This window comes from Brevundimonas sp., assembly GCF_031082345.1.
Taxonomy (GTDB): Bacteria; Pseudomonadota; Alphaproteobacteria; order Caulobacterales; family Caulobacteraceae; genus Brevundimonas.
In genome coordinates this window covers 1-15,598 of the sequence record NZ_JAVHLH010000039.1, presented here as the reverse complement: position 1 = coordinate 15,598, position 15,598 = coordinate 1, and the positions used below count along the sequence as shown (strand labels likewise).

The window sequence follows — 15,598 nt, the reverse complement described above, 5'->3', positions numbered from 1 at the left end:
GAAGATGGCCGGCGTCACGCGTGCGGCCGGTGATCTTGACCATCACCTCAGGAACCCGCCGCGCGACCCGCATCAGTTGCGCGCGGGCGGCCTCCCCGGCCGCTCGCCGGCCGAGAACGCCGGGCGTCACCCGGGCGCGCCGGACGTCGACCGGGGGCCGCAGCGCCTCCTCGAATCCGAAGGGAGTCCGGAAGTCGCTCATGTTCCGTCGGACCAGTAGGCGAGGTTGCCCTCGAAGGCCCCCCGCAGGCCTGTCAGGTGCGCCCGGATCTCGGTGTCGAAGGCGGCGAGTTGGGCCATCTCCAGATCGAGCACCGTCCCCTCAAGCACGGCGGTGTTCATCGCCCGGGCGATCTGATTGATGTTGACCCCGATGCGCCGCAGCTCGCGCTGAACCGCGATGAAGGCGAACGCCTCCGGCGGCGTCAGCTGCGGCCGGCGGTGCAGACGGCGCCGGATCAGGGCGACGCTCCACTGGGTGCGGGACAGGCCCAGGACGGCCGCCTCGGCCTCCAGCAGGGCCAGGTCCGCCTCGGCGAGGCGCAGGGTCAGCTTGCCCGTCCGACCCGCCGGCGTCGCCGCAACGAGTTCCGGCAGCGGGGCCTGCGACGCCTCTTCCATGAGCCGACGCAGAAATCGCGAGCGCCCGCCCCGGCCAGCCGCGGCGGCGTCGAAGCGGTGGACCAGATCGGCTGGAAGACGGAGGGTGAGGCGGTCCATGGGGAATGGGGTCTGTCAGACATTGCCGGCGCAAAGCCTATCCTGCCCTAGACCGTCACCACCCTCGCCCCGTAGGTCTCCGGTGCTCCCCGCCCTCCCCTCGGCGACCGCGAAGGCGGACGCTCGCCCGCCGCCCTGGAGGGCGCCCCAGCCGGACGGCTCACGATGGGAAGAGTCTCCCGGCAGACGCCCGCGCTTTCGCGCGGGCGTCCTCCGTCAGCGGATTAGCAGCAGGGTAAGCCGTTGCAGCAGGCCGCGAGCAGTTCGCAGCATGAGGCGGCGGCCTTGACCACGGTGTCGGGCGCGGCCGCGAAGGCAGCCGAGGCCGAGGTCAGCAGCACGAGGGCCGCCAGCGAAAGAGTGCGTTTCATAGTTGATCTCCATGGATCGGTTTTCAGAGAAAGGTTCGTCGGTGGAGATCAAACTCGGGGAGGCGGGTCCTCCGCTTCCGGCCCAAGCCCGACGAGGGGATTGGCCGGGAGACAATGATGGACATCAGCAGGCGGCGCCCTGCGAACGACGACCGTCGGCGTCGGAACGAGCCCCTGGCAGAGCACGGCGCACAAGCGGACGCAGCCCCTCTCCACAGGATCGCAGGGGGTGTCCGAGCCGGACGCGTCGGCCGGCGCCATGAGCATCGCCATGGGCGTTGACGACGTCTGCAAGGCGGTGACCGGGCTCGACGCAAACAGGAGCGCGAATACGGCCAGGATGGCCGGCGCCCAGGCCGTTGTCATACGACGTCCAATCATCAAACTCACTTCGTTCGGCAGGCGAGAAACGTTACAGCCCCGGTGGTGCGCGCGCCAGCCATGGCCGGCCCGCGCACCTGCGGCTTCAGGTCCGGCGGGTCAGCACCCCTCCCCGGTCCGGTGAAGATAATCCACGGCGCGTTGAGCGTGGGCGGCGGCGGAGAAAATGAACCGCTTGTCGTCGCGCAACACCTCGAGCCACGAGGCGAGATAGGCGGCGTGATCCTCACGCGGCTCCAAAGCCAGACCGAGATCGGCGCACAGGAACGCCGCGCCCAGTTCGGCCACGAGTTCCTCCCGGGCATAGCCTTCGTCCCCGTGACGTCGCCGACCGAAGTCGCGGTCGAGACGGCTGGGGTGCCGGGTCCAGTGCGTCAGCTCGTGGCCGAGAGTGGCGTAATAGGCTTCGGGATCACGGAAGCTCTCGAACACCGGCATCTGCACGACGTCTGGCCCCGGTGCGTAGAAGGCGCAGCCGCCGCCATGTCGGACCTCGGCCCCGGTCGCGGCGAAGAACGCCTCGGCGCGCTCGACCCTTTCGCCGGCGTTCAGGACCGGTGCGGGCGGCGCGACGTGCGAAGCCGGCAGACCCTCGATCTGCTCGACGTTGAAGACGGTATAGGCCTTCAGGAAGGGGATAGACCGGATCGCCTCATCGCCGGCGTCGTCGGTCTCCGTACGGACAAGCCGGTTGGCGTAGACAACGGTGGCGCCGCGCTCGCCCTTGCGGACGTGGGCGCCCAGCGTCAGCGCCTGTCGGAAGGTCATCCAGGTGGAGGACTGAAAGCCTCGCGCCCCGGCCTCGCCCCAGAGCAGGATGACGTTGATGCCTTGGTAGGGCGTGCCGTTATGCCGGAGCGGCCGGCTGACGCTCTGGGCCGCGGTCCAGGGCTGGGTCCAGGGTCGGACGCCGGCTTCGAGCTGGGCGACGATCTGGCTGGTGATGCGGGTGTAGAGATCGGGACGTGAGGGTTCGTTGGGGCGCGACATGGCGACCTCCTCCGGATGAGTTCTGAGAGAAAGGGCGGCGGCGCTGTCGTCAGCGCCGCCGCGGCTTGGTCAGCGGGACCAGATCAGGCTGTGTCCGCCTTCCACCTCGACCAGCGAGGCGTAGATCGGGGCCGGGAAGCTGGGATCGTCGAGCTTGACCGACAGGTAGTCGCGGTTCTGCTGGCTCGTCTTCTTCCAGGCGGCGCCGAACTCGGTCTGGCCGGAGAAGATGCGGAAGTCTGGAGCCTTGTCGTCGGTCTTCTCGTTGGCCCGCAGCTGGGCCGCCTTGACGTTGAGGGTGAGGGTCTTGATCGAACCGCTGTAGGCGCCGTCCGCTTGCCGGGTGAAGGTTCCGATGGTGGCCATGGTGGTGTCTCCTTGCTGATCTCGGGCCACGCCTGCCGCGGCCTCGATGGCGATCGTCCGATCGGAAGACGGGCGGCCCGCAGGTCGCGGCGCCGCCAGGCGCAAGCACCCCGAAGCGACAGCGCAGGACCGGGCGGGGCGTGTTTCTTGTCTCGCGAGGAGGCCGCAGGCCGGGGAAGAAACTCGCCCCGCCCGGTTGCGGAAGCCGCCGGCTTTCGATCAGATCAAGCCACAGAGAGGCCGCGCGAGGCTGGCGCGCGCAGGAGACGCCGCCGCCCCCCGGTCTTTACCCGCCTAACGGCACCAGCGGCCCGCGAGCCAGCCCCCACCCCCGCCAAAGCGCCTTTGCCTTGGTCCTCCGGACCGCCATGAGGACCACCGACAATGCCAAGAGACTCTCAAGGGTCGCCTGCCGCAGCGAATACGGCGCCAGCCGGGATAAGCACCGAAAGAGCAGCTTCGAGCGGTATGGTCCGAGATGCGCCATGTGTGGACGGCTCCCCGTTGGCAAGGGTGAAGTGAGGTTCTGCTAAGTCTGGTCGGTGCGGCCATGTGTTCGACCTGTTGGTGCGGTACGCATGACCGCTGGCCATAATGCCTTCCGCGAAGACGGGTCCCGACCAAAAGCACGCGCTCGAAGCGCTCTGGCGCAAGTGGGTTTTCCCGCCTTCCGGTATCGACCGGCTGTCGCATTACATCCTGCTCGCCCTTCCCAAGCTCGTCAGCCGCGGCACTCCCGCCTCAGCCTGATCTCTATGCCGCCAGCGGCTCCCTGTAGCGTTCGCCGGAGGTCATGATCGCCCAGACCATCCGGGCGGTCTTGTTGGCGAGCGCGACGGCTGCCACCTTCGGCGTTCGTCGCGCGAGCAACTGGACCAGCCATGGCCGTCGCGTGCCGTTCCGCACGGCGTAGCGCACGACAGCCAGGGCGCCGACGACCAGCATCTGTCGCAAGTAGCGATCGCCCTGTTTGGTAATGCCGCCGAGCCGCTCCTTGCCACCGCTAGAGTTCTGTCGTGGGACGAGACCGATCCAGGCCGCCAGATTGCGGCCGGTCTTGAACGCCTTCGGATCGGCGATCGTACCTACGAGGGCGCTGGCCAGCAGTGGGCCAACGCCCGGGATCTCCATCAGCCGGCGACCGACCTCGGTCGAGCGGGCATTGGTTCTGATCAGTCGGTCCCCTTCAAGAATCTGCGCGTTTGAAAGCCGCAGCTGAGCAACCAGCATGGTCAGGCAACCCCGTGCCTCGGACGGAACACGCGGATCCGCCACATCCTCCACGACTTCGATCAGCGTCTGCAGGCCTTGGCGACCGATCGCGGCCGCCATCCCGAACTCCGCCATGTGGCTGCGGATCGCATTCGACACCTGGGTCCGCTGGCGGATCAGGATCGATCGCGTGCGGTGAAGCACCATTATGCTCTGCTGCTCGGGAGACTTCACTGGCACGAACCTCATGGTCGGCCGGCTGACGGCCTCACAGATCGCCTCCGCGTCGGCCATGTCGTTCTTCTGGCGCTTCACATACGGCTTCACATAGCTCGGCGGCATCAGCCGCACATCGTGGCCCAGGCCGATCAACTCGCGGGCCCAGTGGTGAGCTGTTCCGCATGCCTCGATCCCAACCAGGCAGGGCCTCAGCTTGCCGAAGAACTTCAGAAGCCGCGCTCTCGTCAGCTTCTGTCGAATGACTACGCCGCCTTCAGCGTCGATGCCGTGCACCTGAAACACCGACTTCGCGATGTCCAATCCAATCGTGACTACCTGTCCCATGGCTCTCCTCCAGCTCTGACCGGAAGCTAACGCTGCCGGTGGGTTGGAGAGCCGTCCACAGCATCATGAGCGGACGTTGGCGCACGTGCGGATTCCCGACCTTGGTGGGGAGCCGGCCGAGCCAGACGACCGACTTCTACCAACCCAATCCTCTGCCGAAGTCCAATGTTGGAAAAATGCCGTTCAAGTTGGACTTTTGGCTTCGGCAATGCGCCAGCAGGCTTCGAGGTCGCAGCCGACACATCAGAATCGTGTATTCTGTTCGCCGATTGTTCTATGGTCACCCCAATGTCCAAGCTCATCACGGCCAACCAAATCCTGGGCGAGCTCGGCGAAGTGGCCGCGCGCCAGCGGTTTCTTCAAATAGGCTTCCAGTTCGACGCCCGGAGCCGACTTGAAGCCGGTATCGATGGGATCGCCGAGGTCATGCTGGAGGGCCGGCCGCTTGCGAAGATGATCGCCGTGCAGGTCAAGGCAACGCAAGAGGGTCGCTACGCCTCCGAAACTGATGCCGGCTTCGCGTATCTAATGAAGAGCGATGATCTCGAATACTGGCGCGGTTCGAACCTGCCAGTGATCTTGGTCGTCTACCGGCGAAGCGACGAGAGCCTTTACTGGCAGGAAGTGCCGAGAGGTGCGCTCAATGAAGAGCGGCGGCTTCTTTTCGACAAGGCCAACGACAAACTCGACATCGGTGCGGTGGATCGCCTGGCCGCGCTGACGGTCCCGAAAAGCGGATTTGGCTATTACGTACCGCCGTTGGGCGAAGGCGAGGAAGCTCTCGTCAACATCTTGCCCCTGATCCTGCCGCCCGAGGTTTTTGTGGCCAGCACGCTGCACACCGGCAAGAGCGCGGCCAAGGCACTCCTCGACGCTGAGGTCGCGCCGCGCTTCGACTGGGTCATCCGCGATGGGAGCTTGTGGTCGTTCTCAGATCCACGAACTACGGTCTGCAGTCGGATCGTCGATCTCGGCAATGTCGAGGCGATCGACACGGCTCACCTAGCACTCCACGAGGATATCGATGAGCAGAACTACTTTTCGTACCTACTGCGGTGCACCCTGCAACATCAGGTCCGGGAGGATCTCGCCTGGAACAAGGACCGCAAGCTCTTCTACTTCCGCGCCCTCGAAAAGGATCAAAGCCGGGTCTTCGCCTACGACAGCGCCAAGAAGCGGACCGCGGCCGACGTCGTGAATGTCTCGATGAGCAAGAAGGAACCGGGTCGGGTCGGGTTCGTTCGCCACCACGCCTTTGAGCCGCGCTTCGAGCTGCTCGGCGACCAATGGTGCCTAGTGATCAATCCCACGTACTACTTTACGACCAACGGGTTCACCGCTCACGCCTATCCCGCCGCTCTCCTCTCGGGAAAGAAGCGAATGGACAACAGCGCGTCTCTGCGCGGGCAGGTGATCATGTGGCACCGTGCGCTTACAAAGGCCCAGCTGGCGCCTGGTGCTGTCTCCTTGTTTACGGCCGCCGAAGGAACGGTGCCGGTGCTGACCTTTGGCGATCCGCCCAAGGTGCAACTCGCCACCCGCGTGCCCGAAGACGTTTGGGGCACACCGAAGTCTCGCGCCGACGAATCGGACGACCAGATCGGGCTGTTCGGCTGATGGACTTCAAAAGCCGTATCTTCGACGAGCCGATGCTGGAGTTCGGCGACAAGCACAGTCATCCCGATCCACGGCTCGGCCTCTTTGAGGCGGGGCCGCTGCAGGCTTTCGCGGGTGACGTGATCAAGGTGGGCGTTGTCGGCAGCGCGAAGACCATCGAGGACACGCGCAAATTCCTCGACGCCGCCACGGCCGGGTTCGAGGGCATGTCGGAGAAGCACCCCAACCTGCATCCTGCCTTCCCCGGCCTCACCAATCAGAACCCCTACCGATGCCGGTTCGAAATCGAGGAGGGCGCCGCCCTCGCTCTGTCCCAAGCGCGCATCGAGAAGATCACCCAGGAGCCGAACCACGAGAAGGCCGTGGAACTCGCCGTTGGCGAGATCATCGACCAGCTCCGCGCCATGGACGAAAGCGGCGACCGGCCCCAGGTCGCCATCGTCGCCTTGCCCGTCGCCCTGATCGAGCGGGTATGGAACGCCAAGGTCGATTCCAAAGGGTCTTTCGAAAAGGACGACAGCGGCGGCTCCGACGCGCCGAATTTCCGCGGCATGCTCAAGGCCAAGGCCATGGGGATCAGCTTCCCGATCCAGATCGTCTGGGAAGACGTCGTGGACACGAAGGCGAAAATCCCTCGGAAGGTCAAGGAAACCAGCGCCCGCAAGATCCAGGACCCCGCCGGCATCGCCTGGAACCTGCTCAGCACCCTCTACTACAAAGGAAGCGGCCGCATCCCGTGGCGACGAATGCCGCGCGAGGGCGAGTATACCGCTTGCTATGTGGGGATCAGCTTCTACCGCGAGGCTGGCGGACAACAGCTCTTCACCAGCGCCGCGCAGATGTTCGATGAGCGTGGCCGCGGGTTTGTCCTCAAGGGAAAGCGGGCGCACACCGAGAGCCGAGGCCGACATCCGTACATGACCGGAGATGACGCCTATGAGCTGATCTCTAACGTGCTAGGTGCCTACAAGACCCACCACAAGCACTTCCCAGCGCGAGTCATCGTGCTGAAGACTTCCAAGTTTCGGGAGGACGAGGCTCAGGGAATGCTGCGGGCCTTAACGGATGCCGGTGCCGAGTTGCGCGACCTGGTCTGGGTGCAAGAATCCTACTCCCTGAAGCTCCTGCGAGACGGCAACTACCCGGTCCTGCGGGGAACCTTCGTCGACCTTGGCGGAAAGGGCCTGCTCTATACCAATGGCAGCATGCCTTACTATGGCACGTACCCGGGCCAGTACGACCCTCGCCCGCTACTGCTATGTCCCCACAGCAGCTGTGACAGCACTGTCAGCCAACTCACCGAAGAAGTTCTGTCCCTCACGAAGATCAACTGGAATTCCACCCAGATGAACCAGCGGCTGCCCATTCCCATCCGTGCGGCCCGCAAGGTCGGCGAGGTGCTGAAGTACGTGAAGGACGGCCAAGCCGAGAGCAGCGACTATCGCCGATACATCTAACGGCCAAGCCCGCTACCGGTAGACCTTCGTCGACAGCACGCGCCGACATATCCGCAGTATCGCGCGGGCTGAAACGAATTATGCAGAGCCACTGGGAGGAGATGTTGAGGACCAGGATCCCCAGCCGCGTCGGCGTCCGCGGCCGATCCATCGCGCCCTGTTGCGTGCGCTGACCGCGCTGGAGGCGGAAACTGACGCCTGCCGATAGGTCTTGAGGCGGCGTCCCCGTCCGGTCTAGCTGCGCCCATGATCACCCCTGATGAAGCTCCCGCCTTGCAATCGGCCTCAAAAGCCGCCGCCCGCTTGTTCCGCGCCTATGAAGCGCACAGCGTTTCTCCAGGACCGGACACCCTGTTCCAGACGCTCACCGCGATGCACAGCCTCAATGACAAGCTGAGGAAGGCCGAGGTTCAGGACTTCGAACATCTGGACGAATTCGCCGCCTTAAAGGCGCTTCGAAACTTCGCGCACCATCAGGACGAAATCGACGCCAATGTGCGTGTGATCCCCTCGCCCGCCAGCAGCGTCCTGGCCTTCGTCTGCCTCGTCCGACGCGATCAGGTCGAGCGGGCGATCGAGACCGTGGGCCAGAAGTGGCGCGCCGAAACACGCGCCGCCTGCGAACGCCGCTTCCACTGGTATGGCGAGGCCGTGAACATCAATCCCTGCCTCTTCAACTTCATGGTCCACGCCTATGAGCAACTCGTCGTCGTCGGCGTGAAGACAGATCCGGCCTCGATGGAAGCTTTCGAAACGTCGTACCAATTCGAAACCCGCGAAGGTCACGCGCACCTCATCGACGGCCGCCTGGCAGGTCGGATGGACGAGATTGAACATATACTGACGAACCTGATCGCCGACCTGCCAAGCCGCTGAGATGACAAGGTCAGACTTCCGGCAGGCTGCACCGCGATGCACGGCAAGGGGCCAATCAAACCGCGACTTTGCGCGCGATCGCCTTCGACATAGCTTGGCTCAATCTTCGTCCCAGGCGGCAATCGAGATCCGCTATCAGATCCTGAAGCAGGAAGCCGAAAACGGCCCACCAATCTACGAGGTGTGACGGCGTTGAGTGATTTCAAAAGTTTCATGGCAAGCGACGCTGGCGCGTCAGCCCGATACCAGTCACGACGCCGACGGCGACTCCACATCAGCATCGAGGATATCGAGCCGCAGTCAAAAAAGATGTCGGCCACCGACCGAGCTGCCTTTCAGAAGGCGGTTGCCGAACACCTCACGTCGATCAAACGCGGTACGTTCAGGGGCGATGTAGCGCTCAAGCTCGACCTGGCGACGGCAGGCAAGTCTCCCCCGCACGCACACACGATCGCCAAGAACTTTCTGGACCTCCTCGGTGACCGGATGACCGGGGTGGATTGGCCGAAGAAGAGCCTTCTGTATGCCGATGACAGTCAGATTCAGGCCTTGTCGGTGTCGTGCCGTCACGGTGAAGACCGACCCAACATCCGTATCGAAGCCCGGCCCTTTGCCGACATGCTCGACGATCTGGAACTCGCAGGGCGGGCTCTGCAAGCTGCGGAGAGCATGGAGTCCCACTATGAGCAGGAGCGCGAGGGTGAGTGGGTCGACACGTTTCGCAATCTCATCCGAGACGAGAAAGCCCAACGGAAAGCCCTTGGGGACAAAACGTACGAAGCGTACCGAGAGATGGTTCGCTGGAGCGCGCAGCGCGCACTGCTCGGTCGCAGCGGCGTCGACATTCCCGTCCTAGGGTGGATGTACGGCCTTCCTCGGGGCCTTCCCACTGGATTTGACAAAAAGATGTGGGCCGGGTTGGTGGGGGAATCCAAGCTTCGGCTTCAGGTGGGCGAACTGCCCATCGCGTCCGGCGGATCATCAAGGTTCAAGCAAAATGTGGTGGACGAAATCGCCGCTTTCAAAAAGCGTTGGGACTGGATCATCAGCCCGCTGGTTGTCGCTGTAGCGCTGGAAGTCGTCGTCAGGCCGAACCCCAAGACCCCGCCGACGGTTCTACATGACCTCGACAACATCGTTCGCGATTATCTTATCCCCGACATCGTCCCTGCTTTCGGCACGGTTTCAGATCAGCGATGGACGATCGACTTCGCCGAACTGCGCGCGCGCGACCCGAAGCTGGCCGATGCCTGGGGGCCGAACCCCACACCGCCAGCCGGAACAAGACAGGGCGTCACGCGGTACGAAGTTTGGCGTTTACCGGCGGTGGAAGACGAACCGGGCTTCGTCAGCGTCGCCCTGGTCGCCGATATCGACGCCAAGGGCGATCTCATGCAGCAAATGGACGATCACATCGACAAGTGGCGGGACAAGCTGTCGGACGATGGCCGGCATCCCTGGCGACGACGTCGGCGCCGATAGAGACGCCTCCGCTAGCGCTCAAGCCCCGCCGGCAGCTGGAGACAACCATTTGGTTGCCGCCTGCATAAACTCGGGTCGCTTCATCTAGGCCGATCCAGGCGGAACTCCCCGCTAGGAACGTCGATCCGCCAAGCGCTCTGCGCATAAGCGATGAAGTCATCGTCGTAGTGATCGAGCCGGCAGTAAACGTCTTCGGTCGCCACCGTCGCGACATACACCGCAATATTAGAGAGGTCGTAGAACTCTGCGTGGTGAGCCGCGTACCAGATCGCCTTGTCGAGCGAGGATGTCCACGACATCCCCCAGCTGTGCACCGGACCAGCGCAGCCGCGAAAGAGGGTCAGCCGCCCGCCTATAGCGTCATCACCCAAGGGCTTGAGAGACCGCAGACGATTGCGGTCACAGGCGTCGAAAACCGCCTTCAAAACCGACACGCCGTGAGCGTTGAAATGCGATGCATGGACATAGGCATCCAGCCATGGCGCCTCCAGCGCACCCAACGCCGCAAGCTCGCGGTAATTGCGGACGATAAACGCTAAGCTCGCTGCTGGAATATAACCGTGAAAGTTCTCCCCACGTGATATCGCGCCCTGGACGGCGCGGGCCTCGTCACTTGTCAGCCCTGAGAAATTGAGCGAGCTCATCTAGACGTCCCGGGGATGGCAACGGCGACGATAGGAACCACAGCTATCGCTCCAGCCTCACCCGCAGTCGCCGGGCGCGCTCCTGGAACGCGCCTTCGCCGCCTTCCAGAATGTTGCACACAGCCTCTCTTATCGAAGCGCTTTCCAGGCCGCCGGACGTGTAGGTGATCGGGGGCAATGCACCGTGCGGATGCGGACCGGACTCAGCGATGATGATCTGATCCGCGTCGGTGTTGATCACCAGGTTCGCGTTATGCGTCACCATGATCACCTGACGATGCGACTTGGCCTCGACGAACAGATGCACCAACTCGTCGAACACTGACTTCGGGTCGAGGTTTTCCTCTGGCTGGTCGATCACGAGCGGGCGATCGTCGCTGTCGTCGAGGGCAAGGTACAAAAGCAATAGAACGATCCCGCGCGTGCCGGGCGACAGCTTGCGGATATCGACGCCATCGTAATCGATGCCGTACCGGATTGAGATATGGTCGGTGCTGAACAGCCATTGCGCAAAACGCTTCGACCACGCCCGGAACTCGACCTGATCGGTATGCGCGACCGGGGAATGGTCGAGCAGATCGTTTTGATAGAGGCCGCGGAATTTCGCCATCGCAGCGCCGACGGCCGCGGAGTCCCCGGTTTCCCACGGGTCTTTCAGGACCTCATTCGCCTTTTGAACCAGCGTGCCTTTGCCCCGGAATGATCCGGCCTTGCGCAGATCGATGAGCCCATCTTCGGCTTCTGATGCCCACTGCTCGACATCTGCGACCCGGGCAACTGAGAACGATAGTTTCTTCAATGTGCCGGACGACGCGGCGAGCCTCGCCATCAACGGCGCGTAGAGCTGTTCGAGAACCGACTGCTCCGCGACCAGAGCATCGAACGCCCTGCCGTAGGCCTCTTCGCGCTCTCCTTGCAAATCACGCGCGCGGTCCTTGGCGCCCTGCGCGTCCTTCAGCTTATCGCTGAGGGTCTGAAGGGCCGCCGTCTCGGTCGCGATGTTGCCGGACAGGGCGGTATATCGTTTCTGCGTTTCCTTATCGGCGCTCACGAGCTTCTCTAGTCGGCCCATTTCCGCATCGAGGACGGCTTGCGACAAGGTGGCCAGGTCCGTGTCGTCCGGGAAGAAGGGCGTGTTCGGGTCGCCGGCAGGGGGCGCTGTTCCCTTCAGTCCCGCGATCTTGCGATCGGCCCATTTCACGTAGCCGGCCAGATCGTCATCGACCTTGCCCTTATAATCCAACAGGAAAGCCGCCCACTGTTCGTCCGACATACGGCTCTGGGGGTGTCGGCTCTGGGCTTGGCGAAGCGTTTCGGGAGCCTGATTTCGTCGTAGATCCTTCACTTCGTCCTGCATCGCCAGGAACGTCTGACGCTGGCCGGTGTATTGGCGCAACTTCGCTCTCACCTGGTTTGCAGCGCCCGCCAAATCCGTGTGACGCTGCGCGCGGAGTTCGCTTCCGGCCGAAACCAGCTTGGCGCGGTCGGCCGTGTAGGCGTCGATCAGCTTCTTCTTCTGCGCGACCTGACCTTCGTAGGTCGCGACGAGCTTTTCCTTCTCAAGTTCGGTGCTGATCCGATCGGAGATTTGCGAGACCGCTTCAGCCTCGCGCTGGCGCGCGAGCCGATGCCGGGTCGCCCGCTGTTCCAGCAGTTCTTCGAAATCCAGCGCGCCATCACGTTCCTCGTCGGGATGGGCCTCGAAAATCACCCGCTCGATCTCACGAAGCAGGCCGTCGGTCAGGCCGCTCGATGAGCAAAGTTCCTCGACAAACTGCTGCGACAGGTAACGCACACGCTGGTAGGCAAACGGGCCGTTTGCGTCCGCGCCGTTGAGAGAGCGAACGCTCGGCTCGCCCGCCGCCCAACTCACCTTGACCTTCCCGTGGCCGATCAACGGCCGGGCCCGGACCAAGAAGGACGGATTCGCCCATTCGTCAGCATTCCAGGACTCATCGGAAATCGAGTCGCAGCCCGCCGCTATCATGTCGGCCAACGCGGTCTTGCCGGATCCACGAGCGCCGATGATCGCCACCAGACCCGGGTTGAGCGGGATGACCGGCGTCGTCACCCACGGCGCATCGAGGATTTCGATCTGCGCGATTACCTGTGAAGGGGTGGCCGATGCGGGTGGCTCGGAGCCGACATGCGCCCGCCCGCCCGGGTCGATGCACGCCTGACGCAATGCATCGAACTCCAGCGCGCCCTTGATCCACGAGAAGCGATCGCCGAACGGGGTGGCGACATCCTCCAACTTATGCGCGTCACTGCCGTGCAGGCAGGGTTTGAGCCCGCCATATCGGCTGCGAACCTCCGCAGGCGTCAGATCGCGCTTCCCGAGCCAGAAATCACGCTGTGCTTCGCTGCTCGCGAAAATCACATGAGCAAATCCCTCGATCTCGCGCCGGATGGTTTGATCGGCGGCTTCGCGCACGCCCGACGTCCCGTCGGTCGCGCCGCCCGCCACCCCGATCAGGATGTTTTTCTTCGCCCAGCCGCTTTCGGAAAACACCTCCCGCAACTTCTGGAAGTTCACCTTGAACTGGTTGGCGCCGTAAGACAGCGCCGCACCATCATCGGTGATTTTTGGATCGGCTTTTTTGCCGAGGCGGATGAGGTCTTCCCGGGTGCAGTCGAAGCGATCTTGCATGACGTTGAACTGCAGCCGCGATAGCAACCGCCGCAGCTCTTCAACGTGGTCTGGGTCTTCCGGGCTCACGAAGAGGTGCAGATTGACGAAGCCTCCCTTGGCCGTCGCCACGTCCAGCCTCAGTTCGACATTGGGAAACACGAGCTTGGCGTGCGGCAGCCGGCCGGCCTCCCGCTGGCGACGCACTTCCTCGTAAGTGTCGGTCACATAGTAGTCGGTAACAGCGACGGCCTGGATCACGGGCACGGCCTGCTCGAGCGCCGTCAGGTAATCCTCCCAAGCCGTCGGCCCGCTGAACTGGTTGTTCATCACCGTACCCGGCGCGTGGATATGCGGTTCCCAGCGCCGCCACTCAGATCCCCGACTCAGCATTCCCCCCACCTTTCTTGCTACTTGAGCGTGCTTGTAGCGTGCTGTGCGTCTCGCGGCGACTTCACGTCCATGACTTCTCCTTGGCTGCCGACCAGAGCGATCTCAATGCCGGCCAAGGCGCACCGCGGCGCAAGGCGCTCTGCAAGGCGTAAGGTGCTGGCCGTAAACGGGACGACCGCAACCTGTCGCCCCTGCGCCGGCGTCGCCATGAGCATGCCGACCGTCTCGCAGAGGCCTTTGTAGAGCCGGGACACCTGACCGGAATGCCTGGTGTTGATGATGCCGCCCTTACACTCAGCCGAGATGACCTGATCACCAATCTCCGCGACGACATCGCCGAGACCAGATCTCGGATTTACGGTGACCGTCTGCCCGGCGGAATGCTCATAGACGCCGCCATAGGACGTGGCGCCGATCGTGGAGACTTTCCGGAATTGGCGGCGCTCCAGCCATCCAGAGAAATCGAACTGTTTGCCATGCTCGCCGTCCGGGTGAATACGAACGTTCAGAGCGCCTTCCGTGCGAAGCAGGTGCATGGCGTACGCAACCATCACGGCACCCTCGTAGAGATGATGTTCGTGGTCGCCATCGGCCTTGCCAACGCGATTGGGCGGTGGGGCGAGCGCCGTCACCAGGTCCTCGAAATCCAAAACCCGTCTCCCATCCCACGAACACGGAAGCTAACCAGCGTCCGTTGACAGGTCAATCTAACCGGCCATATTTGCCCGGTAAAGGAAGCCCCGTCATGTTTGCATACAACCCCGAAAAATTCAGGTCGCTGTTCGAGACCGAACTTGGCCAGCGAATCTGGGCGTTCCTGACCCAGCCCGAGAATGTTGCGCGCCTTGAGACGGCCTCTCAGCTGGGCAAACCAGCGGTCGAAGGTATCGAGGAGCACCTGCTGGAAGAGTTTCGCGAGGAGGTTCTCGCTGATCGCGTCAAGCAGATGGCCGGCCACATGGTCCGCCAGATCATGGAGCAGCGCGACTGGGTCCTGGATCAGACCGACGTGAAGCTGCAGTCAGTGCCGTTCAGCAAGGCCGCGCGCTATCGGCGACCCGACTGGATCACCTTCCACGCTTTCCGCAACACCAGCGACCCACGCGACATCGTCATTACCGATCGCCGCCAGAATGCGCCGCTGCCGACCGACGCCCGCTGGTCCTACTACGCAACCTTCGCCAGCCCGTTGAAGGCGGCCGTCGCCTTTGGTGTCCACGACATCCGTCAGCTTCGCACGCATGTGCATGCTCATGGCTTTCAGCGGCTCCGCATCCAGCGGATGCTGCGGCCCGCCTGACGTCGATGACCGATCGACCGCACATCACGCTGACCGACCGAGAACAGCCGGTGCTGCTCGCCTGGCCGACGCCAGGCAATCCGGGCGGTTTCGTCCAATTTGAGAAAGCCGCCGACTGGCGGCGCTTCGTCGAGAGCCTCGGCATCGACGCGCGCATTCCGGATATCGTTCGCGCGAAGTTCGCACGCGCGCAAACGCTCTACTTGCTGGGCTGGGCCGATTTCGGCGTGGTGAAAGCCGGCGAACTCGCCGCCCTGATCGCGCTGGAACTGGCGGTAATGGATCGCTACGGCGGGCGTGTCTCCAAGTCGAAGCGCAGCTTCGCAGCGCTCCTGAAGTTCATGGTCGCCTCGGATGGTCTGACCGATGCGCAGATCCCGATGGTTACGCGCTGTGGCGGAACCGCCATTGGCCAGTTGACGGGCGACACCCGTCCAACTCTCGCCGAACGTCGAAACACCCTGGCGCACGGCGATCCTTTTGAAGGCCTGCCCACCGGCGGTCTCCTCGAGCTGGTGAGAGACCTCATCAATTTCGCCTACCGCGACTACGTCGCCGAGGCGCCGAGGTCAGAATTCTTGGTATCGACTGTGATG

The 15,598-nt window shown here is 63.5% G+C and carries 14 protein-coding genes and 1 pseudogene; 6 read left to right on the top strand and 9 right to left on the bottom strand.

Annotated features, from left to right (window positions below; genetic code table 11):
• The 6 genes and pseudogenes from RDU12_RS04355 to RDU12_RS04330 all read right to left on the bottom strand — a co-directional run.
• Positions 1-202, bottom strand: a pseudogene (locus tag RDU12_RS04355) (hypothetical protein); the annotation flags it as partial.
• Positions 199-720 (bottom strand): MobC family plasmid mobilization relaxosome protein, encoded by a 522-nt coding sequence (gene mobC / locus RDU12_RS04350; protein ID WP_300292701.1) that lies wholly within the window; start codon positions 718-720, stop codon positions 199-201. The pseudogene RDU12_RS04355 and the gene mobC, both read right to left, overlap by 4 nt.
• A 224-nt stretch (positions 721-944) precedes the next feature.
• Positions 945-1,091: a hypothetical protein gene (locus RDU12_RS04345; RefSeq protein WP_300292703.1), complete on the bottom strand. Its 147-nt coding sequence runs from the start codon at positions 1,089-1,091 to the stop codon at positions 945-947.
• Positions 1,092-1,571: 480 nt separating this feature from the next.
• A complete protein-coding gene (locus RDU12_RS04340; RefSeq protein ID WP_300292705.1) occupies positions 1,572-2,462 on the bottom strand; it encodes an ArdC family protein in 891 nt (296 codons plus the stop codon).
• A gap of 69 nt (positions 2,463-2,531) precedes the next feature.
• Positions 2,532-2,828, bottom strand: a complete 297-nt coding sequence (locus RDU12_RS04335; RefSeq protein ID WP_308684158.1) for a DUF736 domain-containing protein — start codon at positions 2,826-2,828, stop codon at positions 2,532-2,534.
• Between the two features lie 753 nt (positions 2,829-3,581).
• Entirely contained in the window at positions 3,582-4,604 is a 1,023-nt protein-coding gene (locus tag RDU12_RS04330; RefSeq protein ID WP_308684157.1) for an IS110 family transposase, read from the bottom strand.
• Positions 4,605-4,892: 288 nt separating this feature from the next.
• On the opposite strand from RDU12_RS04330, the gene RDU12_RS04325 reads away from it, so the two are divergent.
• The 4 genes from RDU12_RS04325 to RDU12_RS04310 all read left to right on the top strand — a co-directional run bounded on the left by RDU12_RS04325 (position 4,893) and on the right by RDU12_RS04310 (position 10,036).
• On the top strand, positions 4,893-6,221 hold the full coding sequence (locus RDU12_RS04325) for a DUF4365 domain-containing protein (RefSeq protein ID WP_308684156.1): 1,329 nt from the start codon (positions 4,893-4,895) through the stop codon (positions 6,219-6,221).
• On the top strand, positions 6,221-7,678 hold the full coding sequence (locus RDU12_RS04320; protein WP_308684155.1) for a hypothetical protein: 1,458 nt from the start codon (positions 6,221-6,223) through the stop codon (positions 7,676-7,678). The genes RDU12_RS04325 and RDU12_RS04320 overlap by 1 nt, the downstream gene beginning before the upstream one ends.
• 246 nt (positions 7,679-7,924) lie before the next feature.
• Positions 7,925-8,554: a hypothetical protein gene (locus RDU12_RS04315; protein WP_308684154.1), complete on the top strand. Its 630-nt coding sequence runs from the start codon at positions 7,925-7,927 to the stop codon at positions 8,552-8,554.
• Between the two features lie 309 nt (positions 8,555-8,863).
• Positions 8,864-10,036: a hypothetical protein gene (locus RDU12_RS04310; protein ID WP_308684153.1), complete on the top strand. Its 1,173-nt coding sequence runs from the start codon at positions 8,864-8,866 to the stop codon at positions 10,034-10,036.
• 80 nt (positions 10,037-10,116) lie between these two features.
• Here RDU12_RS04310 and RDU12_RS04305 read toward each other — a convergent pair whose 3' ends face one another.
• The 3 genes from RDU12_RS04305 to RDU12_RS04295 are packed head-to-tail and all read right to left on the bottom strand — an operon-like array spanning position 10,117 to position 14,352.
• A complete protein-coding gene (locus RDU12_RS04305; protein ID WP_308684152.1) occupies positions 10,117-10,680 on the bottom strand; it encodes a hypothetical protein in 564 nt (187 codons plus the stop codon).
• A gap of 43 nt (positions 10,681-10,723) precedes the next feature.
• Positions 10,724-13,702: a TrlF family AAA-like ATPase gene (locus tag RDU12_RS04300; RefSeq protein ID WP_374990187.1), complete on the bottom strand. Its 2,979-nt coding sequence runs from the start codon at positions 13,700-13,702 to the stop codon at positions 10,724-10,726.
• Between the two features lie 17 nt (positions 13,703-13,719).
• On the bottom strand, positions 13,720-14,352 hold the full coding sequence (locus tag RDU12_RS04295) for a hypothetical protein (RefSeq protein ID WP_308684150.1): 633 nt from the start codon (positions 14,350-14,352) through the stop codon (positions 13,720-13,722).
• A gap of 95 nt (positions 14,353-14,447) precedes the next feature.
• On the opposite strand from RDU12_RS04295, the gene RDU12_RS04290 reads away from it, so the two are divergent.
• Positions 14,448-15,002 carry a hypothetical protein gene (locus RDU12_RS04290; RefSeq protein WP_308684149.1) on the top strand — a complete coding sequence of 185 codons (555 nt, stop codon included), beginning with the start codon at positions 14,448-14,450 and terminating at the stop codon, positions 15,000-15,002.
• 5 nt (positions 15,003-15,007) lie between these two features.
• Positions 15,008-15,598, top strand: a 591-nt coding sequence (locus RDU12_RS04285; protein WP_308684148.1) for a hypothetical protein, incomplete at its 3' end; no start/stop codon positions are given.